General features: G+C 64.7%; 20 protein-coding genes and 1 pseudogene. 8 read left to right on the top strand and 13 right to left on the bottom strand.

Going from position 1 to position 25317, the window contains the following annotated elements; translation table 11 throughout:
* Positions 1–5: 5 nt before the first annotated feature.
* Positions 6–1466: a xylulokinase gene (xylB, locus tag FG93_RS00820; RefSeq protein ID WP_043230675.1), complete on the bottom strand. Its 1461-nt coding sequence runs from the start codon at positions 1464–1466 to the stop codon at positions 6–8.
* 50 nt (positions 1467–1516) lie between these two features.
* A complete protein-coding gene (locus FG93_RS00815; protein WP_043230672.1) occupies positions 1517–2557 on the bottom strand; it encodes a zinc-binding dehydrogenase in 1041 nt (346 codons plus the stop codon).
* A gap of 219 nt (positions 2558–2776) precedes the next feature.
* On the opposite strand from FG93_RS00815, the gene FG93_RS00810 reads away from it, so the two are divergent.
* Positions 2777–3724 carry a sugar-binding transcriptional regulator gene (locus FG93_RS00810; protein ID WP_043230669.1) on the top strand — a complete coding sequence of 316 codons (948 nt, stop codon included), beginning with the start codon at positions 2777–2779 and terminating at the stop codon, positions 3722–3724.
* Between the two features lie 21 nt (positions 3725–3745).
* On the opposite strand, the gene FG93_RS00805 is transcribed toward FG93_RS00810, so the two are convergent.
* Positions 3746–3928 carry a DUF1127 domain-containing protein gene (locus FG93_RS00805; RefSeq protein WP_043230666.1) on the bottom strand — a complete coding sequence of 61 codons (183 nt, stop codon included), beginning with the start codon at positions 3926–3928 and terminating at the stop codon, positions 3746–3748.
* Positions 3929–4109: 181 nt separating this feature from the next.
* Here FG93_RS00805 and FG93_RS00800 point away from each other — a divergent pair, with 181 nt between their 5' ends.
* Complete coding sequence (locus FG93_RS00800; RefSeq protein ID WP_200878048.1) at positions 4110–5624, top strand: winged helix-turn-helix domain-containing tetratricopeptide repeat protein; 1515 nt, start codon at positions 4110–4112, stop codon at positions 5622–5624.
* 28 nt (positions 5625–5652) lie between these two features.
* Here the strand turns inward: FG93_RS00800 and FG93_RS00795 are convergent, their stop codons facing one another.
* From FG93_RS00795 to FG93_RS00760, 8 genes are all read right to left on the bottom strand, one after another.
* Positions 5653–6042 carry a GFA family protein gene (locus tag FG93_RS00795; protein WP_043230664.1) on the bottom strand — a complete coding sequence of 130 codons (390 nt, stop codon included), beginning with the start codon at positions 6040–6042 and terminating at the stop codon, positions 5653–5655.
* 73 nt (positions 6043–6115) lie between these two features.
* On the bottom strand, positions 6116–6907 hold the full coding sequence (locus tag FG93_RS00790; protein WP_043230661.1) for an inositol monophosphatase: 792 nt from the start codon (positions 6905–6907) through the stop codon (positions 6116–6118).
* Entirely contained in the window at positions 6900–7745 is an 846-nt protein-coding gene (locus FG93_RS00785; protein WP_043230660.1) for a phosphodiesterase, read from the bottom strand. The genes FG93_RS00790 and FG93_RS00785 overlap by 8 nt, the downstream gene beginning before the upstream one ends.
* 97 nt (positions 7746–7842) lie before the next feature.
* Positions 7843–9114 carry an extracellular solute-binding protein gene (locus FG93_RS00780; protein WP_152579231.1) on the bottom strand — a complete coding sequence of 424 codons (1272 nt, stop codon included), beginning with the start codon at positions 9112–9114 and terminating at the stop codon, positions 7843–7845.
* 109 nt (positions 9115–9223) lie between these two features.
* Positions 9224–10102 (bottom strand): carbohydrate ABC transporter permease, encoded by an 879-nt coding sequence (locus FG93_RS00775; protein WP_052513134.1) that lies wholly within the window; start codon positions 10100–10102, stop codon positions 9224–9226.
* A complete protein-coding gene (locus FG93_RS00770; RefSeq protein ID WP_043230658.1) occupies positions 10102–11025 on the bottom strand; it encodes a carbohydrate ABC transporter permease in 924 nt (307 codons plus the stop codon). The genes FG93_RS00775 and FG93_RS00770 overlap by 1 nt, the downstream gene beginning before the upstream one ends.
* A 2-nt stretch (positions 11026–11027) precedes the next feature.
* On the bottom strand, positions 11028–12209 hold the full coding sequence (locus tag FG93_RS00765; RefSeq protein WP_043230656.1) for an ABC transporter ATP-binding protein: 1182 nt from the start codon (positions 12207–12209) through the stop codon (positions 11028–11030).
* 76 nt (positions 12210–12285) lie between these two features.
* The gene (locus FG93_RS00760) at positions 12286–13107 is read right to left on the bottom strand and encodes a metallophosphoesterase (RefSeq protein WP_043230654.1); all 822 of its coding nucleotides are present in this window, start codon (positions 13105–13107) and stop codon (positions 12286–12288) included.
* A 1022-nt stretch (positions 13108–14129) separates the two neighbouring features.
* Here FG93_RS00760 and FG93_RS00755 point away from each other — a divergent pair.
* Positions 14130–14897 (top strand): hypothetical protein, encoded by a 768-nt coding sequence (locus FG93_RS00755; RefSeq protein WP_152579230.1) that lies wholly within the window; start codon positions 14130–14132, stop codon positions 14895–14897.
* Positions 14898–15521: 624 nt separating this feature from the next.
* On the opposite strand, the gene FG93_RS00750 is transcribed toward FG93_RS00755, so the two are convergent.
* Positions 15522–16157 (bottom strand): response regulator transcription factor, encoded by a 636-nt coding sequence (locus tag FG93_RS00750; protein ID WP_043230879.1) that lies wholly within the window; start codon positions 16155–16157, stop codon positions 15522–15524.
* A 698-nt stretch (positions 16158–16855) separates the two neighbouring features.
* Here FG93_RS00750 and FG93_RS00745 point away from each other — a divergent pair.
* Together FG93_RS00745 and FG93_RS00740 are read left to right on the top strand one after the other, a co-directional pair.
* Positions 16856–18217, top strand: a complete 1362-nt coding sequence (locus FG93_RS00745) for a polyhydroxyalkanoate depolymerase (RefSeq protein ID WP_052513129.1) — start codon at positions 16856–16858, stop codon at positions 18215–18217.
* A 117-nt stretch (positions 18218–18334) separates the two neighbouring features.
* On the top strand, positions 18335–18730 hold the full coding sequence (locus tag FG93_RS00740) for a response regulator transcription factor (protein WP_043230874.1): 396 nt from the start codon (positions 18335–18337) through the stop codon (positions 18728–18730).
* Between the two features lie 268 nt (positions 18731–18998).
* Here FG93_RS00740 and FG93_RS31580 read toward each other — a convergent pair whose 3' ends face one another.
* Complete coding sequence (locus tag FG93_RS31580; RefSeq protein WP_081881211.1) at positions 18999–22493, bottom strand: PAS domain S-box protein; 3495 nt, start codon at positions 22491–22493, stop codon at positions 18999–19001.
* Positions 22494–22671: 178 nt separating this feature from the next.
* Here FG93_RS31580 and FG93_RS00725 point away from each other — a divergent pair.
* From FG93_RS00725 to FG93_RS00720, 3 genes and pseudogenes are all read left to right on the top strand, one after another.
* Positions 22672–22827: pseudogene (locus FG93_RS00725) on the top strand (IS3 family transposase); the annotation flags it as partial.
* 815 nt (positions 22828–23642) lie between these two features.
* On the top strand, positions 23643–23888 hold the full coding sequence (locus FG93_RS32190) for a hypothetical protein (RefSeq protein ID WP_152579229.1): 246 nt from the start codon (positions 23643–23645) through the stop codon (positions 23886–23888).
* Positions 23889–24264: 376 nt separating this feature from the next.
* Positions 24265–25311 (top strand): IS110 family transposase, encoded by a 1047-nt coding sequence (locus FG93_RS00720; protein ID WP_043230864.1) that lies wholly within the window; start codon positions 24265–24267, stop codon positions 25309–25311.
* The last annotated feature ends 6 nt before the right edge of the window (positions 25312–25317 follow it).

Genomic DNA, 25317 nt, shown 5'->3' with positions numbered 1-25317 from the left:
CGCGCCTAATGCAGCGCGCGGCTGAACTCGGCGGCGCTCCGCCAGTCGTCGTAGCGCTCCATATAGGCGGCAACCAGATCGCGCTGGGGAAGGAAGGTCTCTGGGCTGCCACCGGGTTGGGTACAGATTTCGATGGGGTCCTCGCCGGTGCAGGCCAGGCGGGCGAGCCGCGCTGCGCCAAAGGCCGCACCGGTCTCAGTCTGGGGATAGCGATGCAATGGCATGTCCAGCACGCTGGCGAGGGTGGAAAGCCACAGGTCCGAGCGCGCGCCGCCGCCAATCACCACGGCCTCCGTGATCGGCGCGCCCGCGCTTTCCAGCGCCGCCTTGCCATCGCGGAAGGCGAAGGCGACGCCTTCCAGAACCGCCTGCGTCATGGCGTTGCGGCCGGTCTCAAACCCAAGGCGGGCGAAGCCGCCGCGCATCTGCGGGTCGTTTTGGGGCGTGCGCTCGCCGGAGAGATAGGGCGTGAACAGCACCGGCGATGGCGCCTGGGCGGTCTCACCGAGCGCCGCCAGCAGCTCGGCTTCGCTGTTTCCGGTCACGGTCGCCCACCAGTTCAGGCTCGCGGCGGCGGAGAGATGCACCGACATCTGGTGCCAGCGGCCGGGCAAGGCATGGCAGAAGGCATGAACGGCCTTCTCCGCCCGCGGCTCGAAGCCGGCAGTGGTGCGCCAGAGCACGCCGGATGTGCCGAGCGACAGGAAACTCGCCCCAGCGGCGACGGCCCCCAGGCCAACCGCGCCGGCCGCGTTGTCGCCCGCCCCGCCGGCGAACAGGGGCGGTGTCTCGAAGCCGAGCTCTCGCGCGAGATCCGGACGCATCCGGCCGGCGGGCTCCGAACCCTCGACGAGGGCGGGCATCTGGCTGCGCTCGAGCCCGGTCGCCGCAATCATTCTGTCCGACCAGTCGCGGGAGCCGACATCGAGCCAGAGCGTGCCGGACGCATCCGACATCTCCTCGATCGCCTCCCCCGTCAGCACGAGGCGCAGATAGGCCTTCGGCAGCAGGATTTTTCGGGTTCGCCGGAAGAGATCGGGCTCATGCCGGCGGAGCCAGAGCAGCTTTGGCGCGGTGAAGCCGGGCATCGCGAGATTGCCGGTGATTGCGCACGCGGCCGGCTCGGCCACCTCGAGTTCGGCGCATTCCGCGCTGGCGCGGCCATCATTCCAGAGGATGCAGGGACGCAGTGGCCGGTCGGCCTCGTCCAGAAGCACGGCGCCATGCATCTGCCCGGAGAGGCCAATGCCCCGGCAGAGACGAAAGGCGGAGGGAGCAGAGTTCCTGAGGTCCCGAAGCGCCGCCAGCGCTGCGGCAATCCAATCGCCCGGCTCCTGCTCCGACCAGAGCGGCGCGTAACGAAACACAGTGAGATCGCGCGTCGTTGCGGCAACGACGTGCTGGCGATCATCGACCAGGATGGCCTTGAGCGACGAGGTGCCGAGGTCGATGCCGATGAAGCTCACGTCAGGCGCCGCCTCGCCAGTATCGGACGCCCATTATATTTCCACGAAGCTCAGCGCGCGTCATCAGCGGGCCCCTTGGGATAGATCAGGCTCTTCACCATGCCGGGCTCATTGGCGGCATGGCGACGAAAGGCGTTCGGCCCCTCAGTGAGCGAGAAGCGGTGGCTGACGACCGCATCGACATCGACCTTGCCCTGCGCGACGAGTTCGATCGCCCGGGGATAGACATGGCCCATGCGGCGCGAAAACTTGATGGTGAGGCCGCGCCGGCGGGCTTCGGCGGCGGGAACGACATAGCTGTCACCATCGGGGATGCCGACGAGCACGACCCGCCCGCCGATGCGCGCGGCGCGAATGGCATCGCGAAAGCCTTCCGGCGCATTGGTCGCCTCGATCACCAGCGGCATGCCCTCGCCCTTGGTCCAGTCCGCGATCTCGGCAACGCTGGCGCCGGCCTTGCTCGCACCGAGCTTGAGTGCCAGCGCGCGCCGATGCGGCTGCGGATCGCAGGCCAGGATCTCGCCGACGCCGACGGTCCGCAGCACCTGCAGGATCAGGAGCCCGATCGGGCCGCAGCCGATCAGCGCGACACGCTCGAGCAGGCGGGGCCTCGCGAGATCGACCGCGTGGATCGCGACCCCGAGCGGTTCGAGCATCACGGCATCGCTCGGCGTGAAGCGCTCGGGCACGGGAACGATCTGCGATTTCGGCACCCAGATCCGCTCGGTCATCGCGCCATCATGCGGGGGCGCGCCGATGAACACGACATCGGGGCAGAGATTGGGGTGGCCGTCGCGGCAATGCTGGCACTGGCCGCAGGCCTGGTTCGGATCGACCGCGACCAGCGCGCCCCGCGCCAGGCCGAGCTCCGGCAGGTCCTCGGTCAGCCAGCCGCTGAACTCGTGGCCCGGCACGAAAGGGGCTGCAATCACGGCCGAACCGATGCCGCCATCCTTGTAATAGTGCAGGTCGCTGCCACAGAGGCCGACGGCTGCGACATCCAGCAGGGTTTCGCCGGGAGCCCCCTCGCGCAGGTTGAACGGCGCAAAGCGCGCGTCACCCGCGGCGTGAAGAAAGATGGCGTGGGACATTCCGCAATGCACTCCGGCTTCGCTGGGGGGCTTTCAACAAATGTATTTTTGTATTTACATTAGTGATGGTCAAGGCAAATCCGCAGCGGCAGGCCGCGCGGCTGTGCGTTGTGGGCGTCAGCGAAAGCGATGTAAGCCCGGTGCAGGAACGCGACTTAAACCGATTCCGCCGCGAGGGGCTGGCGGTCTCGACGCCGCTCTCGCCCTTGGGATGACGCGATGCCGGAGGATCCGCAGATTCAGGTCAGGGCCGCCTGGCTCTATTACATGGAAGGCCTGACCCAGGCGGATATCGCCGACCGGCTGAAGATGACGCGACTGCGGGTCAACCGCCTGTTGAACGAGGCGCGCAGCAGCGGGCTCGTCAATATCACGATCAATTCGCGGCTGGAGAGCTGCGTCAGGCTGGAACAGGCGCTGGTCGAGGCGTTCGGCCTCAAGGACGCGATCGTCGTGCCGACGCCGAGCGATCCCGCGCAGATCTCCGCGCAGATCGGCAAGGCGGCCGGCGAGCTGGTCTCGCGCATCATCGACGAGCATCCCTCGGGTGTCTTCGGCGTCGGCTGGGGCGGGACACTGCGCGAGACGATCCGGCATGTGCGGGCCGGCCAGTATCGCGAACTGACCGTGACCTCGATGATGGGCGGGCTGACCTATGGCATCGAGATCAACACCTTCGAGATCGCCAGCCATTTCGCCAGGCTCTGGCAGGCGGAGTGCCATTACCTCGCCGCGCCGATCTATGCCGGCACGCCGCAATCGCGCGACACCATCCTGGCGCAGGACGTGTTCGAGGCCGCCTTCGCCCGCATCCGCGCCACCGATGTCGCGATCCTCAGCGCCGGTGATCTGAGCGAGCGTTCGCTCCTGGTGCGCTACGGGCTGCCCGGCGATGTCGGCACCAGGGAACTGGCGGCGCATGGCGCGGTCGGCGACATGCTCGGTCAGTTCATCGACGGTGAGGGCAACGCGATCGACCACCCGATCAACCGCCGCGCCATCGCCCTCCCCCTGGATGGCCTGCGCCGCATCCCGACCATGATTCTGGCGTCGGGCGGCACGAACAAGGCCGCGGTGATCGCAGCCGCGCTCCGCGCCAGGCTGGCGTGCGTGCTGATTACCGATGAAGACGCCGCTTCGGCCGTGCTGGCGCTGCATCGGGGCTGAAGCGTGAGCGCGCCGGGCGGCTCATCGCCGCCAGAAGGGCTTGGCGATTTCTGTCTCGACCTGCCGTTTTGTCAGGCCGATATCCCTGATCAGATGCGGGTTCTCCTGCAATGTCCGCTCGAGTTGCCAGCGGAAGCGCAGCCGCCAGCGCCAGGTCGAGAACAGGTTTCGCAGGCTCGCCAGGCTGGACTGCAAACGCGACATGCCCGGCCGCGCGGCCTGCTGCGGGACTGAGGCAAGGGTACAAGGACCGTTCATGGCAACCTCGATCCGGTTTGAGGGTTCGGGAGCCCTCGGCCTGAATGAGGTTGAAATCTGCGGGATACGGCCAGCGTCGTACTTAAACCCTCCCAAATAGTTCCAAAAACTTCCAAACGGGCTCAAGATGCGCCGCATGCAGGGATCGCGCTTTGCCTTTGGTCCGTTCGTGCTTGATTCAGGTGCGGGAACGCTGCTTCGCAACGATGTCCCCGTTGCCCTGGGCCAGCGCGGGCTGAAGCTGCTTGCGGCGCTCGTCGGACGGCCCGGCGAAATCCTGGAAAAGGCCGAGCTGATGGACGCGGCCTGGCCGGGCACCGCCGTCGAGGAAGCCAATCTCACCGTCCAGATCGCGCAGTTGCGGAAGCTGCTGGGCCCGACCGCCGACAGCGGCGAATGGATCGCCACGATTCCACGCGTCGGCTACCGCTTCACGGGGGCGATCGAACAGCTGGGAAGCGCAAAGCGGCCTCCTTTGCCTTTGCCCGGCAAGCCATCGATCGCCGTGCTGCCCTTCGTCAATCTCAGCAATGATCCCGAGCAGGAATCCTTCGCCGATGGCTTGACCGAAGACCTGATCACCGATCTGTCCCGAAACGCCGGCCTGTTCGTCATCGCGCGCAACTCGGCCTTTGCCTACAAGGGCAAGGCGATGGACGTGCGCGGGATCGCAAGCGATCTCGGCGTGCGCTACCTGCTGGAGGGCAGCGCAAGACGCGCCGCGGGGCGCGTGCGCATCAACGCGCAGCTGGTCGACGCGGTGAGCAGCGAACATCTCTGGGCGGAGCGCTTCGACCGCAGCCTGGAGGATATCTTTGCCGTTCAGGACGAGGTCACCGGCAAGATCGTCGAGGCGCTGCTCGGCCGGCTCCGCGCCCCGCCGCCGCGCAACCGGCCCAAAAACCTCGAGGCCTATGATCTCTGCGTGCGGGCCCGCAAGCTGATCGATGAATCCCCGCAGACGGCGCGGGAAGCGCATCTGATGCTGACGCGCGCGGTTTCGCTCGATCCGGACTACGCCGAGGCCTATCGCTGGCTTGCCATGAACCACTGGATGGGCTGGGTGCATTGGGGCGAGCCGATGGAACCTGCCCGCAGCACTGGCCTGGCCCTGGCGCGCAAGGCGGTGGCGATCGACCCCAACGATGCCGGCTGCCGCTGGGTCCTGGCCTATCTGCTGGCCTATGACCGCAGCTTCGCCGAGGCGGATGCGGAATTCGCCCGGGCGATCGCGCTCGATCCGAACGAGGCCGATATCTGGGCGACATTATCCGACATCGCGGTCCTGGCCGGGCGGATCGAGGACGGCCTCGCGCATATCGGCAAGGCGTTCCGGCTGAACCCGTTTCCGGCCGGTTGGTACTATCTGACGCTCGGCCAGGCGCAATATGCGGCCGGCGACTACGAGGCCGCCGTCGAGACGCTGCGCAAGGACGAGACCTATCGGACGAGCTCGCGCCGCTTCCTGGCGGCAAGCCTTGCCCAGCTCGGCCGGCTCGACGAGGCGCGCTCCGAGGTCGCGCTCTTCCTCGTCGGCAATCCGCATTTCACGACCCGCCACTGGGCGACGACCGAGCCCTTCCGCGACGCCGCGACACTCGAACATTTCGTCGATGGCTACCGCAAGGCCGGTCTTCCCTGACTTGGCCCGCGTACACCGTTCCTACGACCTATTCCTCACGCCCCGGAGCCTCACGGTCGCGCTCGTAGCGCCTCGTGAGCGGAAACGGCGGCAACCAGGACTCGCGACGGATGATCCAGCTCTCATAGGTCGGCATGAACTGGTCAGGGGCATCGAGCGAGCCCAGATTGACTTCGATCTCGTCGCCGCTGCGTCCGAACAGGGGCGAGCCGCAACGCGGACAGAAAAACCGCCCGCGATAGTCGCGGGTTTCGCCCTCGATCGTCACCGCCTCCTCAGGGAAGACCGCGGACGCATGGAACAGGGCGCCATGATATTTGCGGCAGTCGAGACAGTGGCAGAGACCGACGCGGTAGGGACGGCCCGACGCCACGATCCGGACATTGCCGCATCGGCAGCTGCCCGTGAAACGGTCCATGCTGCGTCTCCTCGCAGGTCAAGCGGCCGGAATGGTACCAGCGATCCCCGCCGAGCGTCCATGCAAGCGGCGCTCAGGCGCTGCGGATCGCCTCCAGGAGTTCGTCATGGATCAGGCCGTTCGAGACCACCTTCTCCAAATCCTCGTCGCGGGAATCCTGGCCCGCAACCGTCGTGACCCTGCCGCCGGCGGCGCGCACCAGCGGCGTCGCCGCCGCATGCGAGACGATGTCGGCTTTCAGCCCGATGAAGGCATCGAGCCGGCCCGCCGCGACCAGCGACATTTCGAGCCCGCCGGAGACGATGACCCGCACGCCACGGCAGAGGCCCGACAGCCGCCGGATGACGGCGCAGGTCCGCTCCGTATCTTCCAGCGAATAATGCGAGGTCAGGCAGATCGAGACGACCGCGTCGGCAAGGCTCGTCGTCCGCGAGACAGCGGCTGGCTCTCTATTGACGCTCGCGACTGATCCCTCGGCATAGCGCGCGACGAGGCCGGCGAGCGGCGCATGGGTCAGGCCGAGCACGGTGCGGCCCTGCTCTTGATAGGCAAGCGTCACCGAGAACCAGGGCAGGCCGCCGGCATAGTTCACCGTGCCGTCGAGCGGGTCGATGATCCAGCAGGGCGTGTCGGACGGGCCGGAGAAGCCGGCCTCCTCGGAGAGGATCGCCGCCTCCGGCGTCAGCCGGCGCAGGCCGTCGATGACGAGGCGTTCCGAGGCGAGGTCGGCGGCGGTGACGACATCGCGCAGTTCCTTGCGCGTTACGGAAAGCTGCTCACCCTGCATGCGGACCAAGAGATCGGCGGCCTCGCGCGCAACCGCGCCGGCCTGTTCGAGAAGCGAGAGCAGGCGCCGGTCAGACATGGGCGGCCACCGCCTGCTGCTTGCCGGGATACGCGGGGTCGAGCACGAAGGGCCGGCGCGGGCCAAAGTCGCCGATCGGCTGGAGATGGCTGACCAGGCCGGTCTCCGGCTTCCAGACATGGATCGCGATCGCGGGCGGCTCCATGACGAACCAGTTCTGCGTGCCCGGGCGCAGGTCGAGCGCGACCTGATGCGCGGTGCCCGGCGCGACAAAGCCGATCGTGCCGGCGAAACGAAGCTGGATCGGGCGATGGTAATGGCCGCAGAGCACGCGCTCGATCTCGGGATGGCGGGCGATCAGCGCGACAAAATCCGGCGAGACGCGGCAAGGCATGATGTCCATGCCGTCGACGCCGACCGCGAAGGGCGGATGATGCATGAAGATCAGCGTCGGGCGGCCGCGCCCTTCGCCCAGGCGCTCCGCGAGCCAGGCCTCGCGCTCGCCACAGATCTCGCCGCCATCCTCGCCCGGAATGACCGTGTCGAGCCCGATCAGCCGGACCGGATAATCCTCGATCGTGTAATGCAGGAAGCCGCTCTTCGGGAGATAAGAGCTGCCCTCCCCGAGCATGGCCGCGAAGACCTCGCGCCGGTCATGGTTGCCGGGCACGGCATAGACCGGCATCGGCAGCCTTGCGAGCTCGGCGCGCACGATCTCGTATTCCTCGGGCAGCCCGCAATCGCAGAGATCGCCGGTGACGAGCACGCAATCCGGCCGGGGCTCCAGCGCCAGCACGGCATCGACGGCACGCCTGGTCGCTGCATTGGTGTCGACGATGCCATAGGCCGGCTGGCCATGCGGACGCACGTGGAAGTCGCTGAGCTGGGCGATGATCATGAAGGCTCCGCAGGGCCAGGCAAATGAGGGCAGAGGGAAAGGATTTGCCGCCCGACTGGCGCCGGGCGGCCGGAAGCGAGGCGTCAGGCGCGCCTGTTCACTTCATCAGCGCTTCGGTCTCGGAGACGATGCGCTCGATGCCGACCTTCGGCTGGATGTCGCCGCGCATCACGCCGGAGATCACCTCGCGCTGCTGGCGCCAGATCCGCACCGAGTTGCCGCCGGGATAGCCTTCCCAGGGAGCGGCGCGCTGGACCTGGCCGTTGATCGTCCGGAAATTGGCGTTCTGCTTGTAGAACGGGCCAAGATACGCATCGCCGCCGGCGCGCAGGTTGGTCGGCATGTAGCCGGCGGTCTCGACGACGATCTTCTGGGCCTCGGGGCCGGTCACGAACTTGATGAACTCCCAGGCCGCCTTCTGCTTGGCGGCGTCCTTAGCCGTGATCAGCGCAGCGTTGCCGCCGGTCGGCAGCTTGCCCTTGGCCTTGTCATCGACCGGGAAGAGCGCGGTCTTCAAGGTGAAGCGGTCGCCGATCAGGTCGGTGACCTGGCGGAGCCGCGCCGGCGTGTCGAAGAAGATGCCGATCTTGCCGGCGATGAACTGCTGGCGCGACTGGTCCCAGTCGATCACCGGCATGCCGCCTTCCGTGACCAGGCTGCGCAGCAGGCCAAGCGTCTTCTCGCCCACCTCGCCGCCGAAGGCGACTTTCTTGCCGTCGGCCGAGAGCATGGAATGGCCACCCTGCAGGATCACGCCGCGCCAGAGCCAGTCATCCGGCCAATCATGGATGTTGTAGGCGAGGCCGGCGGTGTCGCCGCTGCGGATCTTCTTGGCGAGCGCGACCATTTCGGCCCAGGTGTCGGGCAGCTTGTCGGGGTCGCCGCCCGCCTTCTTCACCAGCTCGGCATTGACATACATCAGCGGCGTCGAGGCGTTGAAGGCAAGGCCGGCCTGCTTGCCGCCGACCTGGCCGAGCGCGAGCAGCGCGTCGGAATAATTCGCCTTGCGCCAGTCTTCCGGCTCGCCCTTCAGCAGCGGGCCGAGATCGACGACCTGCTTGCGCTTGTCGAGGGATTCGACGAGCTCGCTCAACAGGTGGAAGCCGGAATAATAGACATCCGGCAGCTGGTTAGTGACGGACTGACGCAGCATCGCCTGATGCCCCTCGTCATAGCTCGCCGCCGGCGCGCGGAAATTGATCTTGATATTCGGGTGCGTCTTCATGAATTCCGCGGCGATCGGCTCGTGGAACTTGGCGAAGGCCGGGAAGGCGTAGAGCACATCGAGCGTGACATCCTGGGCGCGGGCTGCCGTGGATGCGACGAGGGCGAGCGCTGCCGCAGCAAGCGCTTTTCCCAAGGGTTTCATGTTTGATCTCCGTGACATGGACAGCGAAGCTGCCGGATTGAATCAATGCGTCAGGCCTGGTCTTTTCGCGGGTTGGGACTTGGAAGCGCCGGTCCTTGTCGGAGCCTCCCTACTTCACCCCGGTCATCGTGATGCCGTCGATGAACCTCCGTCTGGCGATGAGGAAAGCGAGGACGAGCGGCGCGGTCAGGATCGTCGCCGCGGCCGTGAGCGCGCCGTAGTTCGATCCGGTCTCGGCGTCGGCGAAGAACATCATCCCGAGCGGCGGCGGCGCGAGCTTGGCATCCGAGATGACGATCAGCGGCCAGTACAGGTCGTTCCAATGCGCCACGGCCGAGAAGACCGAGAAGGCGGCGATGGCCGGCCAGGCGCTCGGCGTGACGATGCGCCAGACGATCTCGAACTCGCTCATGCCGTCGAGCCTGGCGGCGTTGATGATGTCGTCGGGGAAGCTGCGGAAGAACTGGCGGAACAGGAAGATGGCGAAGACCGAGAGGAAGAACGGCACCATCATCGAGAAATAGGTGTTGAGCAGGCCGAGCTGGGCGAGCGCGATATAGAGCGGCATGGCCGGCACCTGCACCGGAATGCAGAGCCCGAGCAGCACCAGGACGAAGAGCGCGTCGCGGCCGGGAAAGTCGAGCTTCGCCAGCGCGTAGGCGCAGGGGATGGCCACGAGCAGCTGCACGACGAGAATGCCGGCGCAGAGGATGACGCCGTTCAGCGCAAAGCGCAGCAGCGGCGCCTTCTCCATCGCGAAACCGTAATTCTGCAGGCCGTAGAACTGTTTTGGCCAGAGCGAGATCTCGGCGCTGAAGATCTCCGCCGGCGGCTTGATCGAGGTCACCAGCATCCAGATGAAGGGCGCCAGCATGAAGATCGCGCCCGCGATCAGCACGCCATGGACCAGAACCAGCGAGAGGAAACGGCGCAGCACGGAATGGACGGGCGTGGCGGCCGAGGCGGGGGCAAGCGCGTGACCAGCCATCAGTAATGCACCTTCTTGTCGAGGGCGAAGGTCTGCACGGCCGAGAAGACGAGGATGAAGGCGAGGAAGATGAAGGTCAGCGCCGCGGCATAGCCGGTGTGGAAATACTGAAAGCCTTCGAGATAGATGTTGTAGAGCAGCACCTCGGTGGAGCCGACGGGGCCGCCGCGCGTCATCACCGCCACCGTGTCGAAAATCTTGAAGGCGGTGATCATCGTGGTGACGAGCACGAACATGGTCGTCGGCCCGAGCAGCGGCCAGGTGATGGTGAGGAAGCGATCGATGCCGCTGGAGCAGCCGTCGATATCGGCCGCCTCGTAGAGATCGCGCGGGATCGCGGTCAGCCCGGCGAGGAACAGGATCATGTTGAAGCCGAGCAGCTGCCAGATGCCGATCACGGCGAGCGTCGCCAGCGCCGTCGACGGCTCGCTCAGGAAAGCGACGGGGGCAAAGCCGAGCCATTTCAGGAGGCCGTTGACCGGGCCGAGCGAGGGGTGGAGCAGGAACTGCCAGACGGTCGCCATCGCGATCAGCGTCGAGGTCACCGGCAGGAAATAGATCACCTCGTAGAAGGAGCGGCTGCGGCGGCGCCGATGCACCATGACCGCGATCAGCAGCGCCCCAAACACGCCGCCCGGCACGACGATGGCGACATAGAGCAAGGTGTTGACGACAGAGCGCCGGATGATCGGATCGGCCAGCGCCTTCTGGAAATTGGCGAGGCCGACCCAGTCCATGTCGACGCCGCCGAACTCGTAATTGGTCAGGCTGAGCAGCATCAGCACTGCGAGCGGCAGCAGGATCGTCAGCAGCAGCAGGATGAAGGCCGGGAGCGCGAAGCCAAGCCCGGTGAGCCGCTCGATCAGCGCCCTGCGGCGGGCGACGGGGGCGAAACCAGCGGGTGTTGCAAGCGCGAGCGTCATGCTCAAGCCCTCAGCGGCACGACGGAGGCGCCGCCCTGCCCGCGCGGCTCGAGCCGATCGCCCTCGGCATCGAAGATATGGCTCGCGGCTTCATCGAAGCCGAGCGTGACTTCGGCCGCCTCGTTGACGCAGGCAGCGACCGCTGGGCTGGCGCGCATCGTCACGCCCGGTGCGTCGCGCCCGGCGAGATCGAAATGCAGGATATATTCGGAGCCGAGATTCTCCTTGCGCCTGAGGCGCGCGGAGAACCAGGCGCGGCCGGCGCCGGCTTGCTCGCCATGAACGAGGGTGAGCGCCTCGGAGCGGATGCCGAGCGTCACCGGCTGCCCCGGCGCCAGCGCGACTGAGAGCGCCATCGGCCGGCCAAAGAGTTCGAGGCGGCCGGCGGCGCCGACCGTGGCGGGCAGGAGGTTGATCGCCGGACTGCCGATGAACTGCGCGACCTTGAGCGAGGCCGGCTTCTCATAGAGCTGCGAGGGCGTGCCGAGCTGCAGAATCTCGCCTGAATCCATCATCGCGACGCGGTCGGACATCGTCATCGCCTCGACCTGGTCATGCGTGACATAGATGAAGGTCGCGCCCAGGCGCTTGTGCAGCTCCGCCAGCTCGGTGCGCATATGGACGCGCAGCTTGGCGTCGAGATTGGAGAGCGGCTCGTCCATCAGGAAGACATCGGGGCTGCGCACCATGGCGCGCCCGAGCGCGACGCGCTGGCGCTGGCCGCCCGAGAGCTGCGCCGGCTTGCGGTCAAGCAGATGGCCGAGCTGGAGCTGGGCCGCGACCGCGTCGACATCCGTCTCGATGCCGGCCATCGCCTTGCGCCGCTGCCCCGAGAGCAGCTTAAGCAGCGGCAGGCGCTGCCAGAGTTTCAGCCGCGCCATCATCAGCGGCAGCGCAATATTCGCCCGCACGCTCATATGCGGGTAGAGCGCATAGGACTGAAAGACCATCGCGACGCGCCGCTCATGCGGGCGCAGATGATCGACGCTGTTTCCTCCGATCGCGACGCTGCCGCCATCCTGGTGCTCCAGCCCGGCGATGATCCGGATCAGGGTCGATTTTCCGCAGCCGGAGGGGCCGACCAGCGTCAGGAATTCGCCATCGGCGATGTCGAGATCGACGCCGCCGAGCACCTTCGTCGGCCCGAACGCCTTGGCGATGGATGACAGTGCGACTGTGGCCATGTCGTTCGCCTCTTGAATTGTGGAACCGGATCGCGGGCGGTATCGAACACGCGCCAAAGCGCGGCAGGCAGCGTCGTCAGGCGGCGCGCGGCGGGTAGACCTCGTGGATCACATCGTCGATCCAGAGCGTTTTCAGCGCGGGAATCTCACGGATCGCGGCGGTGAACTCCCGGCCCTCGAAGCTGTAGGCGACGGCGCCGAGCGTGGTGGAGCCGGCCATGCCGGGCTGCAGCTCGGGGCCGACGACGAAACCGGAAGACGGGCCCCAGATGTAGCGCGTGCCCGCGACCATGAAATCATGGGCCCGGTGCAGATGGCCGCTGGCGACGAAGGCAACGTCATGGCGACGGACGAGATCGAGCAGATGGGCCCGGGGTCTCGGCGGCACGCTCCAATAGCCCGTGTCGCCTTCATCCGGCGTCTCGACGAAGAGCGGCCGGTGCAGGAACCAGCCGAGCCGCCGCCCCTCAGCGTCCGCGATCGCCTGCTCGAGCCAGGCGAGCTGGCGCTCTTCGTCCGCCTCGTCGCTGCCGAACAGCATCGAGTTCAGGCCGATCAGCCGCCAGCCTTCGATATCGCGGCTCCAGAAATCCGCGCCAAGATGGCTGCGCCAGCGGGCGAGACGCTCTGCATTGACCGGCTGGTGCGGGTGCCAAGCCTCGCCGACATCATGATTGCCGGGAATGCTCAGCACCGGGACGCCAAGCGCGTCGATCAGCTGGCGGCAATGCCGCATGTCCTCGTCGATATCGGCGCCGTCGACCGTGACATCGCCGGTATGGATGACGAGGTCCGGCGCCTGTCCCGCCAGCCAGGATCTCAGCGGCTCCCAGTTGCAGGCAAAATGCTGCTTGGTCGGGCTGAGATGGGTGTCCGAAATCTGCACGAGCCGCTGCATGGGTTCCCCTCCCAAATACGCTCCCCGGGAGGAAGCGGCCTGCCGCCGTCAGATGCGGGGCAGTGCTTTTGCAGTGGATCATACAAATGAATGTTTTATGACACAAATGTATTTTGAGGGTGGCGCGGCTTGCCACGTGGATGTTATGCGCGGGCCTGGAGGGACTCGATCGCAGCGGGTTCGGCTTGGGTATGAGCGGGCAACACGGGGGAAGAGCCACCCCGCTCACTCGCGTGCGTTCGCGGCAAGGCTGGGTGAACTGCAGAACTGCACCCGTCACGCCGCATCAGTCGAAATTGCGCCATATGCGGAAGTTGACAATGCGCCTGAAAGCTTCCGTTCCTTGCGGGGCAGCCAGGCGACTGGTCGACCCAAAGCCGCAGCGGCGTTCCGGCTGGGGCCTTAATCTGCGCCAGAGCGTCGGCCGGTCTTCACCTTGAACCTGCAGACTCTGAACCTGCGTATAGGTCATCCCCTCCTCTTTGGTATTCGATCTTTCCTCCCGGCCAATAGTCCTGTCGGGAGCGTACCGTCATGGTCAAGGTGCTTCCTCAGCGTGCCTGCCCCACGGAATATCACGCGATTGCGATAGATATTCCCGCTGCGCATCGAGGCTAGAGAGTCGATCCTCCCTAGAATTTTGCATGGGTTGCCTCAGTCATTAAACAGCCTTTGTCTAAGACTATAAGAATAACTATGCCTACATCACGGTCATTATATCGAGATTCTGCTCTCAATGATCGAGCAACAGCTCTTGTCATTAGCGATGATGAGAAAAATTATTCTGTCCTCGATCATAAGAAAAATGAAAGAGATGGATGATTACATTTTTTCAACTCGGTACTCGGCGTGCCGCTTGTGCGGCTCTCGTCGTAGCAGCCTGCGCAATAGCCGCCTTCACCTTCTCTCAAACCCCGGCCGAAACCGGGTCTCGCGCCGGAACCGTCCTGTCGTCTCCGACAGCCACTTTCCAGTCAGCGCGCGATTGGGCGCCCTATGATGTCGCGGCGAATGTTGCTCCGGTGCCCCAAGGTGGCCCTCGTCACTCAGCCGATCGTAACTCTGCGGGCGCGACAGCTGCTGGGCTGGGTGCTGCAGTAAACAGCCCGGCGGGCGATGTCTCACATTTCATCAGCTCTGCGATGCGCCCGATAATATACAGCATTCTGATCGCTGAACCGGGTTCATTGCTGAAGTCGGCGATCAAAGTGCTGCATCTTCTCGGTATCATTCTAGGTCTGGGTGCCGCGACGGTGCTCGATCTCGTTATCGTCAAGTTCCTTGTCTCGGGGAAAATCAAAGCCGATCAGATTGCGATCGTGAAATTCGTCACCGGCATCGTGTCCGCCGGTCTCGCGGTGCTGTGGCTCTCGGGGATCCTGTATCTGGTGCACTACGCCGCCTTCGATCCGGCAAAGCTCTGGAACCAGAAGGTCTGGGCCAAGATCGCGATCGTCGGCGTTCTGACCATCAACGGCTACTTCATCCATCACACGGTCATGCCGCTCCTGGAGAAGCAGATCGGGCGGTCGCTCTTCGCGGGCCTGTCGCGCAAGCAGGTTGCGATGATGCTGGTCTTCGGGACGGTGTCCGCGACCTCCTGGTATGTGCCGCTCATCCTCGGCGCCATGCCGCACTTCAACTTCATCGTGCCGGCCCCGCGCCTGCTGGTGGCCTACGCGATCATTCTGGGCATCGCTATTGCAGCGACCCACGGCATGGTTGGCGCACTCCGGCGCAATGGAGGCGCTCCCGAGGCCCAGCTTCAACCTGCGACAGCGAGGTCGTAGTCTAACCCGCTTCCCTTGTTGGCAGGCTCGAGCATCGGACCGAAAAGTGGAATCCGGTTTTCGGAAAAATCCGATGCTCAAACAAAGAGTTAGATCGCCGTGCGTCCGTTCGGACGCACGGCGATCTGGATTTTCAAGTAAGCTTTGATTTCGTTGGATTTTATTGGGACTTGTCGGGGTCGCGACAGGCCCCGACTCGTGCCCCTCGGCCAATTCGCTTGTTTTCGTGTCAATTCAGTCGCTTGCTCGCGGGCCGACCGGGGCCGGATTTCCGGGCCGCTCCCCATCAGCCTCGAGAGCGACGGCATCGCATCTGCGTCAGGGCCGCGAAAAACCCCTCCCCCCCGGGAGGGAGGGGGGAGGGGTTTAAGGGGGCGATTTGCGGCGAACCGCCCCCCCGGGGGGCTCTTTATCCTGACCATAACGGTACGCTCCCGACCGAACTATTGGCCGGGAGGAAGGATCGAATACCAAAGAGGAGGGGATGACCTATACGCAGGTCTAAGAGCTCTTATACGTGCCTAGAGCATCGGACCGAAAAGTGGAATCCGGTTATTGGAAAAATCCGGTGCTCAAACAAAGAGCTGGATCGCCGCTCCTGCGTCCGAACGGACGCACGGCGATCTAAGAGCTTTGCGGCTTTCCCGGCGCAAGCTTCAGCTTGTCCGCCATGCGGGCGAGTTCGGGCAAGGACGCAGCCCGCATCTTCTGCATGGCCTGGCTGCGGTGAACCTTCACGGTAATCTCGCTCACGCCCAGATCGCCGGCGATCTGCTTGTTGAGCCGTCCGGTCACCACCAAAGCCATCACCTCGCGCTCCCGCGGGGTCAGGCTATCGAAACGCGCACGCAACGTCGCCAGCGCCTTTTCATTCTCAAGCCATGCGCGGTCGCGCGCCAGGCCGAGGTGAACGGCATCGAGCAGATCCTGGTCGCGGAACGGTTTGGTCAGGAACTCGACCGCGCCCCCTTTCATCGCCTGGACGGACATGGGAATGTCGCCATGCCCGGTGATGAATACGAGCGGGAGCTGAATGTTCGCCCGCGACAGCTCTTGCTGAAAGTCAAGACCGCTTTGTCCCGGCAGCCGGACATCGAGCACGAGGCAGGTCGGCCCGTCCGGTCGCCCATCCTTGAGGAAGTCGCCCACCGAAGCGAGGAGCTTCACGTCAAAGCCGACGGATCGCAGCAGGCTGCCGAGCGCATCGCGGATCCCAAGATCATCATCGATGACGATGACGGTTGCCGGCGCCTCGGTCATCATCAGCATCCCCCAAACGGAACCGGCTCTTGCGGACGTGCGCTGCCTGTATCCGTTGCGGCAGCACCGGGCAAAGTCCGCCCCCCAGAGCGCCAATGACGCGACGAGAACACTGCTCTTCTCTCCTGTCGCCAGTGCCACGAAGCCTCTTCGCACACGAGAATGCGCGCTAATTACCTCAGCGCAAGGCCAATTGCGAGGTGATCAGGCTGCCCGCGAGAGCGCCTTGCGCCTGCTGCGGTCTGCCATCGACCGCGTGCCGATGCGCTGCATGTCCGGCGGGCTGCCGCACGGGGGGCAGTGCCACAAGCAGCAGAGCGCGAGGCTAGGCCATCGGACCGGATATCGTATCCGGTCCGATGACCTAGCCTTTTCGTGTTTGCATCGGCTTTCCCGAAAACCGCAATCCACTTTTCGGGCCGATGCTTTAGCACTCGCGACGCTCTGCCGAACGAAGGGCTTGCCCTTGGGGATCACCGCGGCTGCCGAACATAGTTAGACGTCTGTATAGGTACTGCGAGCCGTTTAGCTGCTTCTCTGGACCATCCGTACAATCGAAAAGAAGAGCTTCACCGCATTATTCTGATCGGGACAAGCGACAAGTCCGGCTATCAGCGCCAGGCTGCTTCGCTAAACCAGTAGATGCCAGAATTGTCGCGCGATGGGCAGATCTCGCAGGCTACACCCAGGAGTTTGCGATGAATCTCGTCACCAATCCGGCCTATCGCTGGTACGAAGCGGCTCATTGGATGCTCACTCCGGCACGGGTAGCCACGCAAGGCATGAAGGTCATCTTCGAGAACCCAGGCAACCCTCTCACCGGCACGGCCTACGGCCGGACCATCGCCGCCGCCTGCGCGCTCTTCGAGACGACGACGCGGCGCTACGACAAGCCGGCGTTCAGACTTGCGACAACGCGCGTTGACGGCCAACGGGCCGGTGTGAGCGAGCGCGTCGTCTGGGACCGCCCCTTCGGCCGGGTGATTGCGTTCGATCGGGAGATCGGGCGGCCAGAGCCGCAACCGAAGCCCCCATTCGGGCAGGTGATCGCGTTCGACCGGGCGCTGCACCGTGCGAAGCCGCAGCCGAAGCTGCTGTTGGTCGCGCCCATGTCCGGCCATTTCGCCACCCTGCTGCGCGGCACGGTCGAGGCCTTTCTTCCCAGCCACCAGGTCTTCATCACCGACTGGGCCGACGCGCGCATGGTGCCGCTTTCGCAGGGGCGCTTCGATCTCGACGATTACATCGACTATCTCATCTCGATGTTCCGGGCGCTCGGGCCCGATCTCCACGTCTTGGCGGTCTGCCAAGGCTCGGTGCCAGTGATGGCCGCCATTGCCGCCATGGAGGCCGACAACGACCCGCTCACGCCACGCTCCATGACGCTCATCGCCGGCCCGATCGACACCCGCCATTCGCCGACAGCGGTGAACCGGCTCGCTGAGAAGCACGGCATCGCGTGGTTCAGGAGACACTGCATCGCAAAGGTGCCGCCGGCCTATCCAGGTTCCCGGCGCGACGTCTATCCGGGATTCATGCAGCTCTCCGGTTTCATGGCGATGAACATCGACCGGCATCTCACGGCCCATTGCAAGATGTTCGAGCATCTCGTCGATGGCGACGGCGACGCGGCCGAGAAGCATCGGGACTTCTACGACGAATACCTGGCCGTCATGGACCTGACAGCCGAATTCTACCTGCAGACGGTGGAGCAAGTCTTCCTCCGCCACGACTTGGCCAAGGGCGAGATGATCCATCGCGGGACACGCGTCGACCTGCGCGCGATCCGGCGTTGCGCAATCATGGTCGTCGAGGGCGAGAAGGACGACATCACCGGCATCGGTCAAACACGCGCGGCCCTCGAACTCACGCCCAACCTGCCGCCGGAGAAGAAGCTTTACCATCTCCAGAAGGGGGTCGGACATTACGGCGTGTTCAACGGCTCCCGCTTCCGCGCCGAGATCGTGCCCCGTATCGCCCATTTCATCTTGAAGCAGCAGATGAGCTCCAGCTCCGAATCGAGCTTGGATCCGTCGCGATTAACCGCAAGTCTTAGATAATCGATACCATAGTATAGGTTTCGATGCCTTTGTCGCGCTTAGATGCCAATGTATCTTACCAAGCGCGCACAACGCTAGAATTCTGCACAACGCTTATCGCGAATTTTGGAGGCGGCGGTGCCAACCAAGAAACCGCTGATTGCGATCGTCGATGACGACGAGTCGATGCGCGAGGCTACCAAGGGGCTCATGAGGTCGCTGGGGTTTGACGCCGAGGCCTTTTCATCCGCAGATGATTTCTTGAGGTTCCCCCATCTCCGCCGCCTGGCCTGCCTGGTGACGGACATCGATATGCCCGGCATGAGCGGGCTTGATCTGCACCGCCGCCTCGTCGCGTTGGGCAAGAGCATTCCGACCGTTCTGATCAGCGCCTATCCGGACGAGAACGTGCGCGCACGCGGGTTCGGCGCGGACATCGTCTGCTCCCTGACAAAGCCGTTTGGCGAGCAGGATCTGCTTGATTGCATCCGGGCTGCCCTGGCTTGCGGTCGCCACGGCGAAAGCGGTTCATGACGGCCCGCAGGGAGGCAACGCCAGCCCTTCAGGTCTGCGGCTATGACCTAACCTTCTGTGTTTGCATCGGCTTTCCCGAAAACCGCAATCCACTTTTCGGGCCGATGCTTTAGCAACGACCTCGCGCAGGCAAAGCGCGCTGCAACGCGACGCCGCGGGTGCCAGGCATCTGCACGTCGAGGATGAGACAGGCGGCGTCGTTCACACGGGCGACCCAAATCAATCGCCGCGGATGTGACGTGTGACGGTCCATCCCGGGCCTGCCACCTCACACCACCGGCATTTGGCCGGCGTGCTCGGCGGGAACGGTCTCGTCCCGTTCTGCAGGGAGAGTGAACTGGAAGACGGCACCGCGAGGGTCATTCGCGGAGGCCCACAGCCGTCCGCGGTGCGCCTCGATGATCGACCGGCAGATCGCCAAGCCCATGCCCATGCCGTCGGGCTTGGTCGTGTAGAAGGCCTCGAAGATGCGCTCCACACTCTGCGCGTCCAACCCCGGGCCGGAATCCCGCACCGTGACGAGCACGCCGTTCGAGCCATCTCGCCCGGTGCTGATCAGCACCTCCCGCGCCCCCTCGGCGAGGCCGCACATGGCCTCGACCGCATTGAGGATCAGGTTGAGCATCACTTGTTGCAGTTGGACCCGATCGGCTCGAATGAGCGGCAAGCCCGCCGCGAGCTGCGTCTGCACCGTGACGCCGTTCTTCACCGCTTCGCCACGGGTCAGGGCGATAACGTCGAGGACGGCTTTGTTGATGTCCAAGCGATCCTTGCGCGCCGGCGCCTTCTTGATCAGGGCCCGGATCCGGCCGATGACGTCGCCGGCTCGTTTGGTGTCCTTGTTGATGCGACCGAGGGCCTGCCGGACCTCCTCCAGATCGGGCGGGCGGGCCCCCAGCCAGCGCAAGGCGGCCTGGGCGTTGGTGGCCGCCGCGGCGATGGGCTGGTTGACTTCATGGGCGATCGAGGCCGTCAGCTGCCCCATGGTCGCGACGCGGTTGGCGCGCGCGAGCTCAGCCTGGGCCTCTCGCAAGGCTTCGGATGCCAGCGCATGGTCCGTGAGGTCGCGGGTGATCACGAGGGCGGCCTCCACCCGCTCCGAGGCCGATCGCAGAGGCGAGTAGCTCACCATCAAGTATCGCCGGCCGAGAGGATAGCTGAACCACTCCGCGTAGCGGGCTTCTTCGCCATCGAAACACCGGTCGTAATACGGCTTGAACGTCTGCTCAAAAGCCTTCGTCCCCAGAAGATCCGCGACGTGCTTGCCGAGAATCCTCTCGGCCGGCATTCCCCAAATCCGCTCGTAGACCGGGTTAACCCGCTGATACCGGTAATCCCTTCCAATCACGCAGATCGCATCAGGCGAATTCTCGAACACCTGCCCGGTCAGATACTCCGCCCGCTCGCGCTCGGTGATGTCCTCGCAGACGATCAAGACCACGGGCCGGCCCTTCATCAGCATGGCCTTGCCCGTTTCGCGGACCCAGAGCACCGAGCCATCTTTGCGGACCTTGCGCAGCTCCCAGCTAATCGCTCGGCCGAGTTGTTCGAGGCATCTGGCCGTGTTCCGTTGCGCCGCGGCTCGATCAGCTTCATGAAAGACTTTCAGCACGGAATCGCCCGTCAGCTCGTCGACGGTGTAGCCGAGTTGCTCAGCCCCGAAGGGATTCACGGATAGGACGGTCCCGGACGCGTCCACCATGAAGTACATCGTCGGATTGTTCTCGAATACGGCCCGCCACTTCTCTTCGCTCTCCCGCAGCGCCTCATCCGCCTGCTTGCGCTCGGTGATGTTCCGCCCGACGCCGCGGTAGCCGATGAAGCGGCCCGTCTCGTCAAACATCGGCAGCCCCGAGACGGACACGTAACGCTTGCCGCCATCGGGCGTAGGCCGCGCGAGCTCGAAATCACGGAACGGCAGGTGGGCATCGAGCGTTTCGCGGTGTTTGCGCCAGGCCTCTGCGTCAGGCTCCAGATAGGGCACTTCCCAGCGCGTCCGACCGATTTCGGAGCCCGGCGCCACCGCGTCGGCAAATCCTTCGGCGAACTCCTGGCGGAGGAAGCGATGCTGCGCGTCGCTCTCCCAATACACGTCGAAGGAGAATTGCACGAGGGTGCGAAAGCGCACCTCGCTCGCGCGTAGGGCCTCTTCCACCCGCTTGCGCTCGGTAATGTCCTGAATCGTACCAAACATGCTGCGCGGCCGGCCCGACGCGTCCCTTGTCAGATCGCCGTGACTGTGGACGATGCGCAGCTCGCCATTGGGCCGGACGACGCGGTACTCCAAGTCGTAGCGAGATTTGCCACGCAGCGTCTCCGCCGCGGCCTGGCTCCAGATCGGCCGATCCTCTGGGTGTATCCGCTCCAGCATTCCGGCAACAGTGATCGTGTCTTCGCCCGGCGTCAGCCCAAAGATGCGGTAGGTCTCGTCTGACCAGGTCGAACGGTCTGTGTCGAGGTCACGTTCCCAGTAGCCGACATGCGCGACGCGTTGAGCTTCTTCGAACTTGGCCTCGCTCCGACGCAGACCGTCCAACGTCTCCTTGAGACGGGACGTCATGAGAGTGAACGCCTGGGCAAGCAGGCCGACTTCATCGTTTCGCCGAACCTCGGGCAGGTCTCGCCATTCCCCCTTTGCGATCGCTTGCGCCGCCTGCGTCAGGGCGGTCAGCGGCCGCAACGTGCGTCCGACCACCCAGAGTCCGAGGAGCACGAAGACAGCAACCATGACTGTGCCGATGCCAATCGAGAGATACGCCGCGCGATATGCAGGCCCCAGGAAATCCGAAGCAGGCACCGCCGCGACGATGGTCCACTTAAGTGCGCCAGGTGCCTCAAAGCGATCAACCGCCGCATAGATCCGGCCGCGCTCGGGGTCATCGAAGGAAAAGGCACGCGGCGCAGTTGACGAGGACCCAGCGATCTCGGGGTGCCGACCGAGATGACGGGCCGTCGCGCGAATGACGGGATCGGCGGCCTCTGATGCCTGCAGGCGCAGATGCCCGCCATCGGGGCCGATCGCGACGGGTGACACTCCCCCCGACGCGCCAATCAGACCCCCGGTGGCATCGATGACGAAGGCCCGCCCGTGGTCACCGATGTCGAGCGACTGCAAGAAGCTGGAAAGCTGAGTCAGGATGAGGTCGATCCCACACACCCCGACGAAGGTGCCGTCCTTGTCGAGGACCGGCGCAGAGAGCGAGACGCTCAGGATCGGCTCGACGGAACCGAGATAGGGCTCGGTCCAGTACCGCTTGCCCGTCTCCTTCGCCTGGGCGTACCAGAGCCTCTGGCGCGGATCGAAGGCTCCTTTCGACTTCCTCAATTGGCCGATCCGTCCGCCTGGCAGCGCTTCGAACTCGCGCACGACGCCGGCGCGAAATTCATCGGTCATCAGATACACGGTGCTTGAGTCTTCCAATCGCCCCACCGAAACCATCCCGCCGGCCTCGTTGCCGAAAAACAGCCAGTCGACATCGGGTTCGTCGGTCAGCAATCCATAGAGCTCCGCTGCGATCGCATTTGGATTGCCGAGCGGCATGTCGTGAGAGACAAGACGGTGGGCCAAGCGGGATACCGTTCTGTCGGAGCCGCGCACCAAGTGACTGAGGTCGCGATGCGCAGCTCGCGTCACCTCTCGGATCAATTGGTCGGACATGATCGAGACTACGGCGTTTCCCCTCCAAATCCCCACACCGGTTAGGGCAAGGCTTAGAACAAGAACGACGCCGGCGACGGGGAAGATTAAACGGTGCCGCAGCATGATCACCGAGATCCCCCAGGTAACGAGATCCTCCAGATAATCAGATAGTTATTTTATATTGCTCCCAGGGATGGGGGCCGGCAAGGCGAGATGTTGGCCACGGGCGGGGGGCGTTGAGGTGGTCCCCGGTTTCTGGACAGCGAGTTAAGCTTGGTTCGCCTGAGAGAGGACGAACCCGATGACCGGGGAGGAAGCGCCATTCGGGGAATTCAAGGCCAAGGTGGCCCCGGATGCGGTCGGAGGCGAGCAGACGGTGGCGCAGTTGGCAGCGAAGCACGGCATCCGCCAGACCATGATCAATGTTTGGAAAAAGCAGGCCATCGAGGGGATGGCCAACGTCGGCGGACGGTGTTTGAAGAACTCCTCGCCGCAGAAGAGCTGATAATCGGGGTTCTAAAGCATCGGCCCGAAAAGTGGATTGCGGTTTTCGGGAAAGCCGATGCAAACACAGAAGCTTAGGTCATCGGACCGGATACGATATCCGGTCCGATGACCTAGCTAGACCCCGTGTTCGCACAGGACCTCGTCCGAGAGGTCGTGCAGGTGCAGGGATGGCGAGCCCCGCCATGAGCCGCGTGATCACCCGACCGATTGGCTTCACCAAGTGCCTGTTCGCCAGGCAGCGATTCCTGCTTCGCTCAGCCAAGCGCCAAACCTTCGTATAGGCTCAACCAACCATCGTAGAGTCTAAGCTGCCGCACGTACAATCGATATGGCGGTGTTGATTGACGTAGCCTGACATCGGCCAAAACCGCTGGGCGAAGGCTGCAGGCCATCGAAGGCTGCAGGCCATATTGATACACGATCGAGCACTCCCCGGGGAATGCAAGGAGGCGTGGAGAGTGACACAGGCTGCGTCGACGGCGAGCCAGGCGGGCGGATCTGCCTCCTCACACCCTTGCCATAACCCGACTCGTTGGCCGTGCGACCACCATCAAGGCGAGTGTCACGAAAGTCCTCGCGAACCGACCCCTCTGATTAGCGGCAAGCCGCTCCGTGGCCCAAATGCGATGGTGAGCCAGTTTGACATGAAACCCGCGTTCAAGCGGATGCGCAGCTGCTTTGTATTGGCGCACTGAACCTGGTCGCGCCGATCGTCCGTGACAAGCGTGAAGCGGGACGGTCCGGTCCGCGAACTGAGGAGGAGTCATGGACCTTCTTCTGAATGACACCAAGACAGGCAAGTGCCGCACGGGGGTCAAAGGCCGCCCGCAGTCCGGCGCCCCCACTGTTGTTCTCAGTCATCCTCGTTTCGCTATTCGCGTTGAGACCAAGATAAAGCGCTCTCGCGAACGGGCTCGGCGTTGGGTTCTGCGTGAACTCGACTGCCTGCTCCAGCAGCGCGGCCCAGCCGCCATCAAGGGGAAGACCGATTGGTGGCGGGAGGTCGAGTGATGTCCCACGCATTACGTCATCACCCCGGCCCTCATCGCGGGCTCGGTCGCGTGAATGGCCGGCCGGAAATAATCCGTCATGCCGTTTGGCTCTACGTCTGTTTTGCCCTCAACTTCCTGCCTGATCCGGACACATCTACCTTTAGCTACGGGCCATTCGTGCTCCTTGGCCGGTTCGCGAACGTGCCTGCCCGGAAGCGGAAGTTTTGAGAGTCTGAGGAGGGGCCCGGTCCCAGGGGCCTGTTCGATCGCACGACCAAAGAGATGAGGTATCGCGGTGGCTGCGGGCGATCCGGGAGCGGAAGTGCGCAGCCTCTTCACATACGGTGCCGGAGAGGTCGGACCTGACCTCGGCAGCGAGCGAAGGAGCGACGGCGATGGCGCATTTCGTAGGTCTGGACGTGTCGGTGCAGGAGACGGCGGTGTGCGTCGTCGACGAAGCCGGCAAGGTTGTGTTCGAGCAGAAGGTTGCGACCGAGCCGGACGATCTCGTCGGGCTGCTCATGTCCATCAGTCGCGACTATGGCCGGATCGGGATTGAGGCCGGTCCGCTCTCGCAGTGGCTGGTGAATGGCTTGGCGGAAGCAGGCCTGCCGGTGATCTGCGTCGAGACGCGGCACATGAACTCGCTCCTGAAGGCGCAACAGGTCAACAAGTCGGACCGTCACGACGCGCGTGGCATCGCGCAGATGATGCGCGTCGGCCTGTTCAAACCGGTCCACGTCAAGACGCTGGCGAGCCAGGAGAAGCGGATGCTGCTGACCAGCCGCAAGCTCCTGCAGCGCAAGATGCTCGACATCGAGTTCGACCTGCGCGGCACGCTGCGCAACTTCGGCCTCAAGGTCGGCGTGGTCGGCACGGCCGGGTTCGAGGCTCGCGTCCGCGACTTGGTGGCGGGCATGTCCAGTCTGTCGGCGATCGTGGAGCCGCTGCTCACCGTCCGGCGCGTCCTGCGCCAGGAGTTCGCGCGGATGCACAAAATGCTGCTCGAAGTGGTTCGCCAGGATCCCGTGTGCCGGCGGCTGATGACCGCGCCTGGCGTTGGGGCGGTCGTGGCGCTCACCTATCGGGCGACGGTCGATCAGCCGCAGCGCTTTGTTCACTCGAGGGCAGTCGGCGCGCACGTTGGTCTGACACCTCGACGCCACCAGTCCGGCGAGATCGACTATGATGGCGGCATCTCCAAGTCCGGCGACACCATGCTGCGAACGATGCTGTACGAGGCCGCCCAGACGCTGCTTACGCAGAGCCGGCACTGGTCGTGGCTCAAAGCATGGGGCACGCGGGTCGCGCAGCGGCGCGGCATGCGGCGCGCCATCGTAGCCGTCGCCAGGCGACTGGCGGTGATCCTGCATCGCATGTGGATCGACGGCACCGACTTCCGCTGGGGCCGCGACCCGGCAGCCGCCGTTCAGGCGGCCTGACCCCGG

It is taken from the genome of Allobosea sp. LC85, assembly GCF_000735605.1.
Classification (GTDB): Bacteria; Pseudomonadota; Alphaproteobacteria; order Rhizobiales; family Beijerinckiaceae; genus Allobosea.
This window is presented reverse-complemented; position numbering and strand designations above follow the sequence as displayed.

Excerpts from the sequence above, each read along its gene's own strand:
- FG93_RS00750 (WP_043230879.1), bottom strand. The coding sequence starts at position 16,157 with ATGACCGAGGCGCCGGCAACCGTCATCGTCATCGATGATGATCTTGGG.
- FG93_RS00810 (WP_043230669.1), top strand. The coding sequence starts at position 2,777 with ATGCCGGAGGATCCGCAGATTCAGGTCAGGGCCGCCTGGCTCTATTAC.
- FG93_RS00780 (WP_152579231.1), bottom strand. The coding sequence starts at position 9,114 with ATGAAACCCTTGGGAAAAGCGCTTGCTGCGGCAGCGCTCGCCCTCGTC.
- FG93_RS00765 (WP_043230656.1), bottom strand. The coding sequence starts at position 12,209 with ATGGCCACAGTCGCACTGTCATCCATCGCCAAGGCGTTCGGGCCGACG.
- FG93_RS00790 (WP_043230661.1), bottom strand. The coding sequence starts at position 6,907 with ATGTCTGACCGGCGCCTGCTCTCGCTTCTCGAACAGGCCGGCGCGGTT.
- FG93_RS31580 (WP_081881211.1), bottom strand. The coding sequence starts at position 22,493 with ATGCTGCGGCACCGTTTAATCTTCCCCGTCGCCGGCGTCGTTCTTGTT.
- FG93_RS00795 (WP_043230664.1), bottom strand. The coding sequence starts at position 6,042 with ATGGACCGTTTCACGGGCAGCTGCCGATGCGGCAATGTCCGGATCGTG.
- FG93_RS00775 (WP_052513134.1), bottom strand. The coding sequence starts at position 10,102 with ATGGCTGGTCACGCGCTTGCCCCCGCCTCGGCCGCCACGCCCGTCCAT.
- FG93_RS00745 (WP_052513129.1), top strand. The coding sequence starts at position 16,856 with ATGAATCTCGTCACCAATCCGGCCTATCGCTGGTACGAAGCGGCTCAT.
- FG93_RS00800 (WP_200878048.1), top strand. The coding sequence starts at position 4,110 with ATGCGCCGCATGCAGGGATCGCGCTTTGCCTTTGGTCCGTTCGTGCTT.
- FG93_RS00805 (WP_043230666.1), bottom strand. The coding sequence starts at position 3,928 with ATGTCGCGTTTGCAGTCCAGCCTGGCGAGCCTGCGAAACCTGTTCTCG.
- FG93_RS00720 (WP_043230864.1), top strand. The coding sequence starts at position 24,265 with ATGGCGCATTTCGTAGGTCTGGACGTGTCGGTGCAGGAGACGGCGGTG.
- FG93_RS00760 (WP_043230654.1), bottom strand. The coding sequence starts at position 13,107 with ATGCAGCGGCTCGTGCAGATTTCGGACACCCATCTCAGCCCGACCAAG.
- FG93_RS00770 (WP_043230658.1), bottom strand. The coding sequence starts at position 11,025 with ATGACGCTCGCGCTTGCAACACCCGCTGGTTTCGCCCCCGTCGCCCGC.
- FG93_RS32190 (WP_152579229.1), top strand. The coding sequence starts at position 23,643 with ATGGACCTTCTTCTGAATGACACCAAGACAGGCAAGTGCCGCACGGGG.
- FG93_RS00785 (WP_043230660.1), bottom strand. The coding sequence starts at position 7,745 with ATGATCATCGCCCAGCTCAGCGACTTCCACGTGCGTCCGCATGGCCAG.
- FG93_RS00815 (WP_043230672.1), bottom strand. The coding sequence starts at position 2,557 with ATGTCCCACGCCATCTTTCTTCACGCCGCGGGTGACGCGCGCTTTGCG.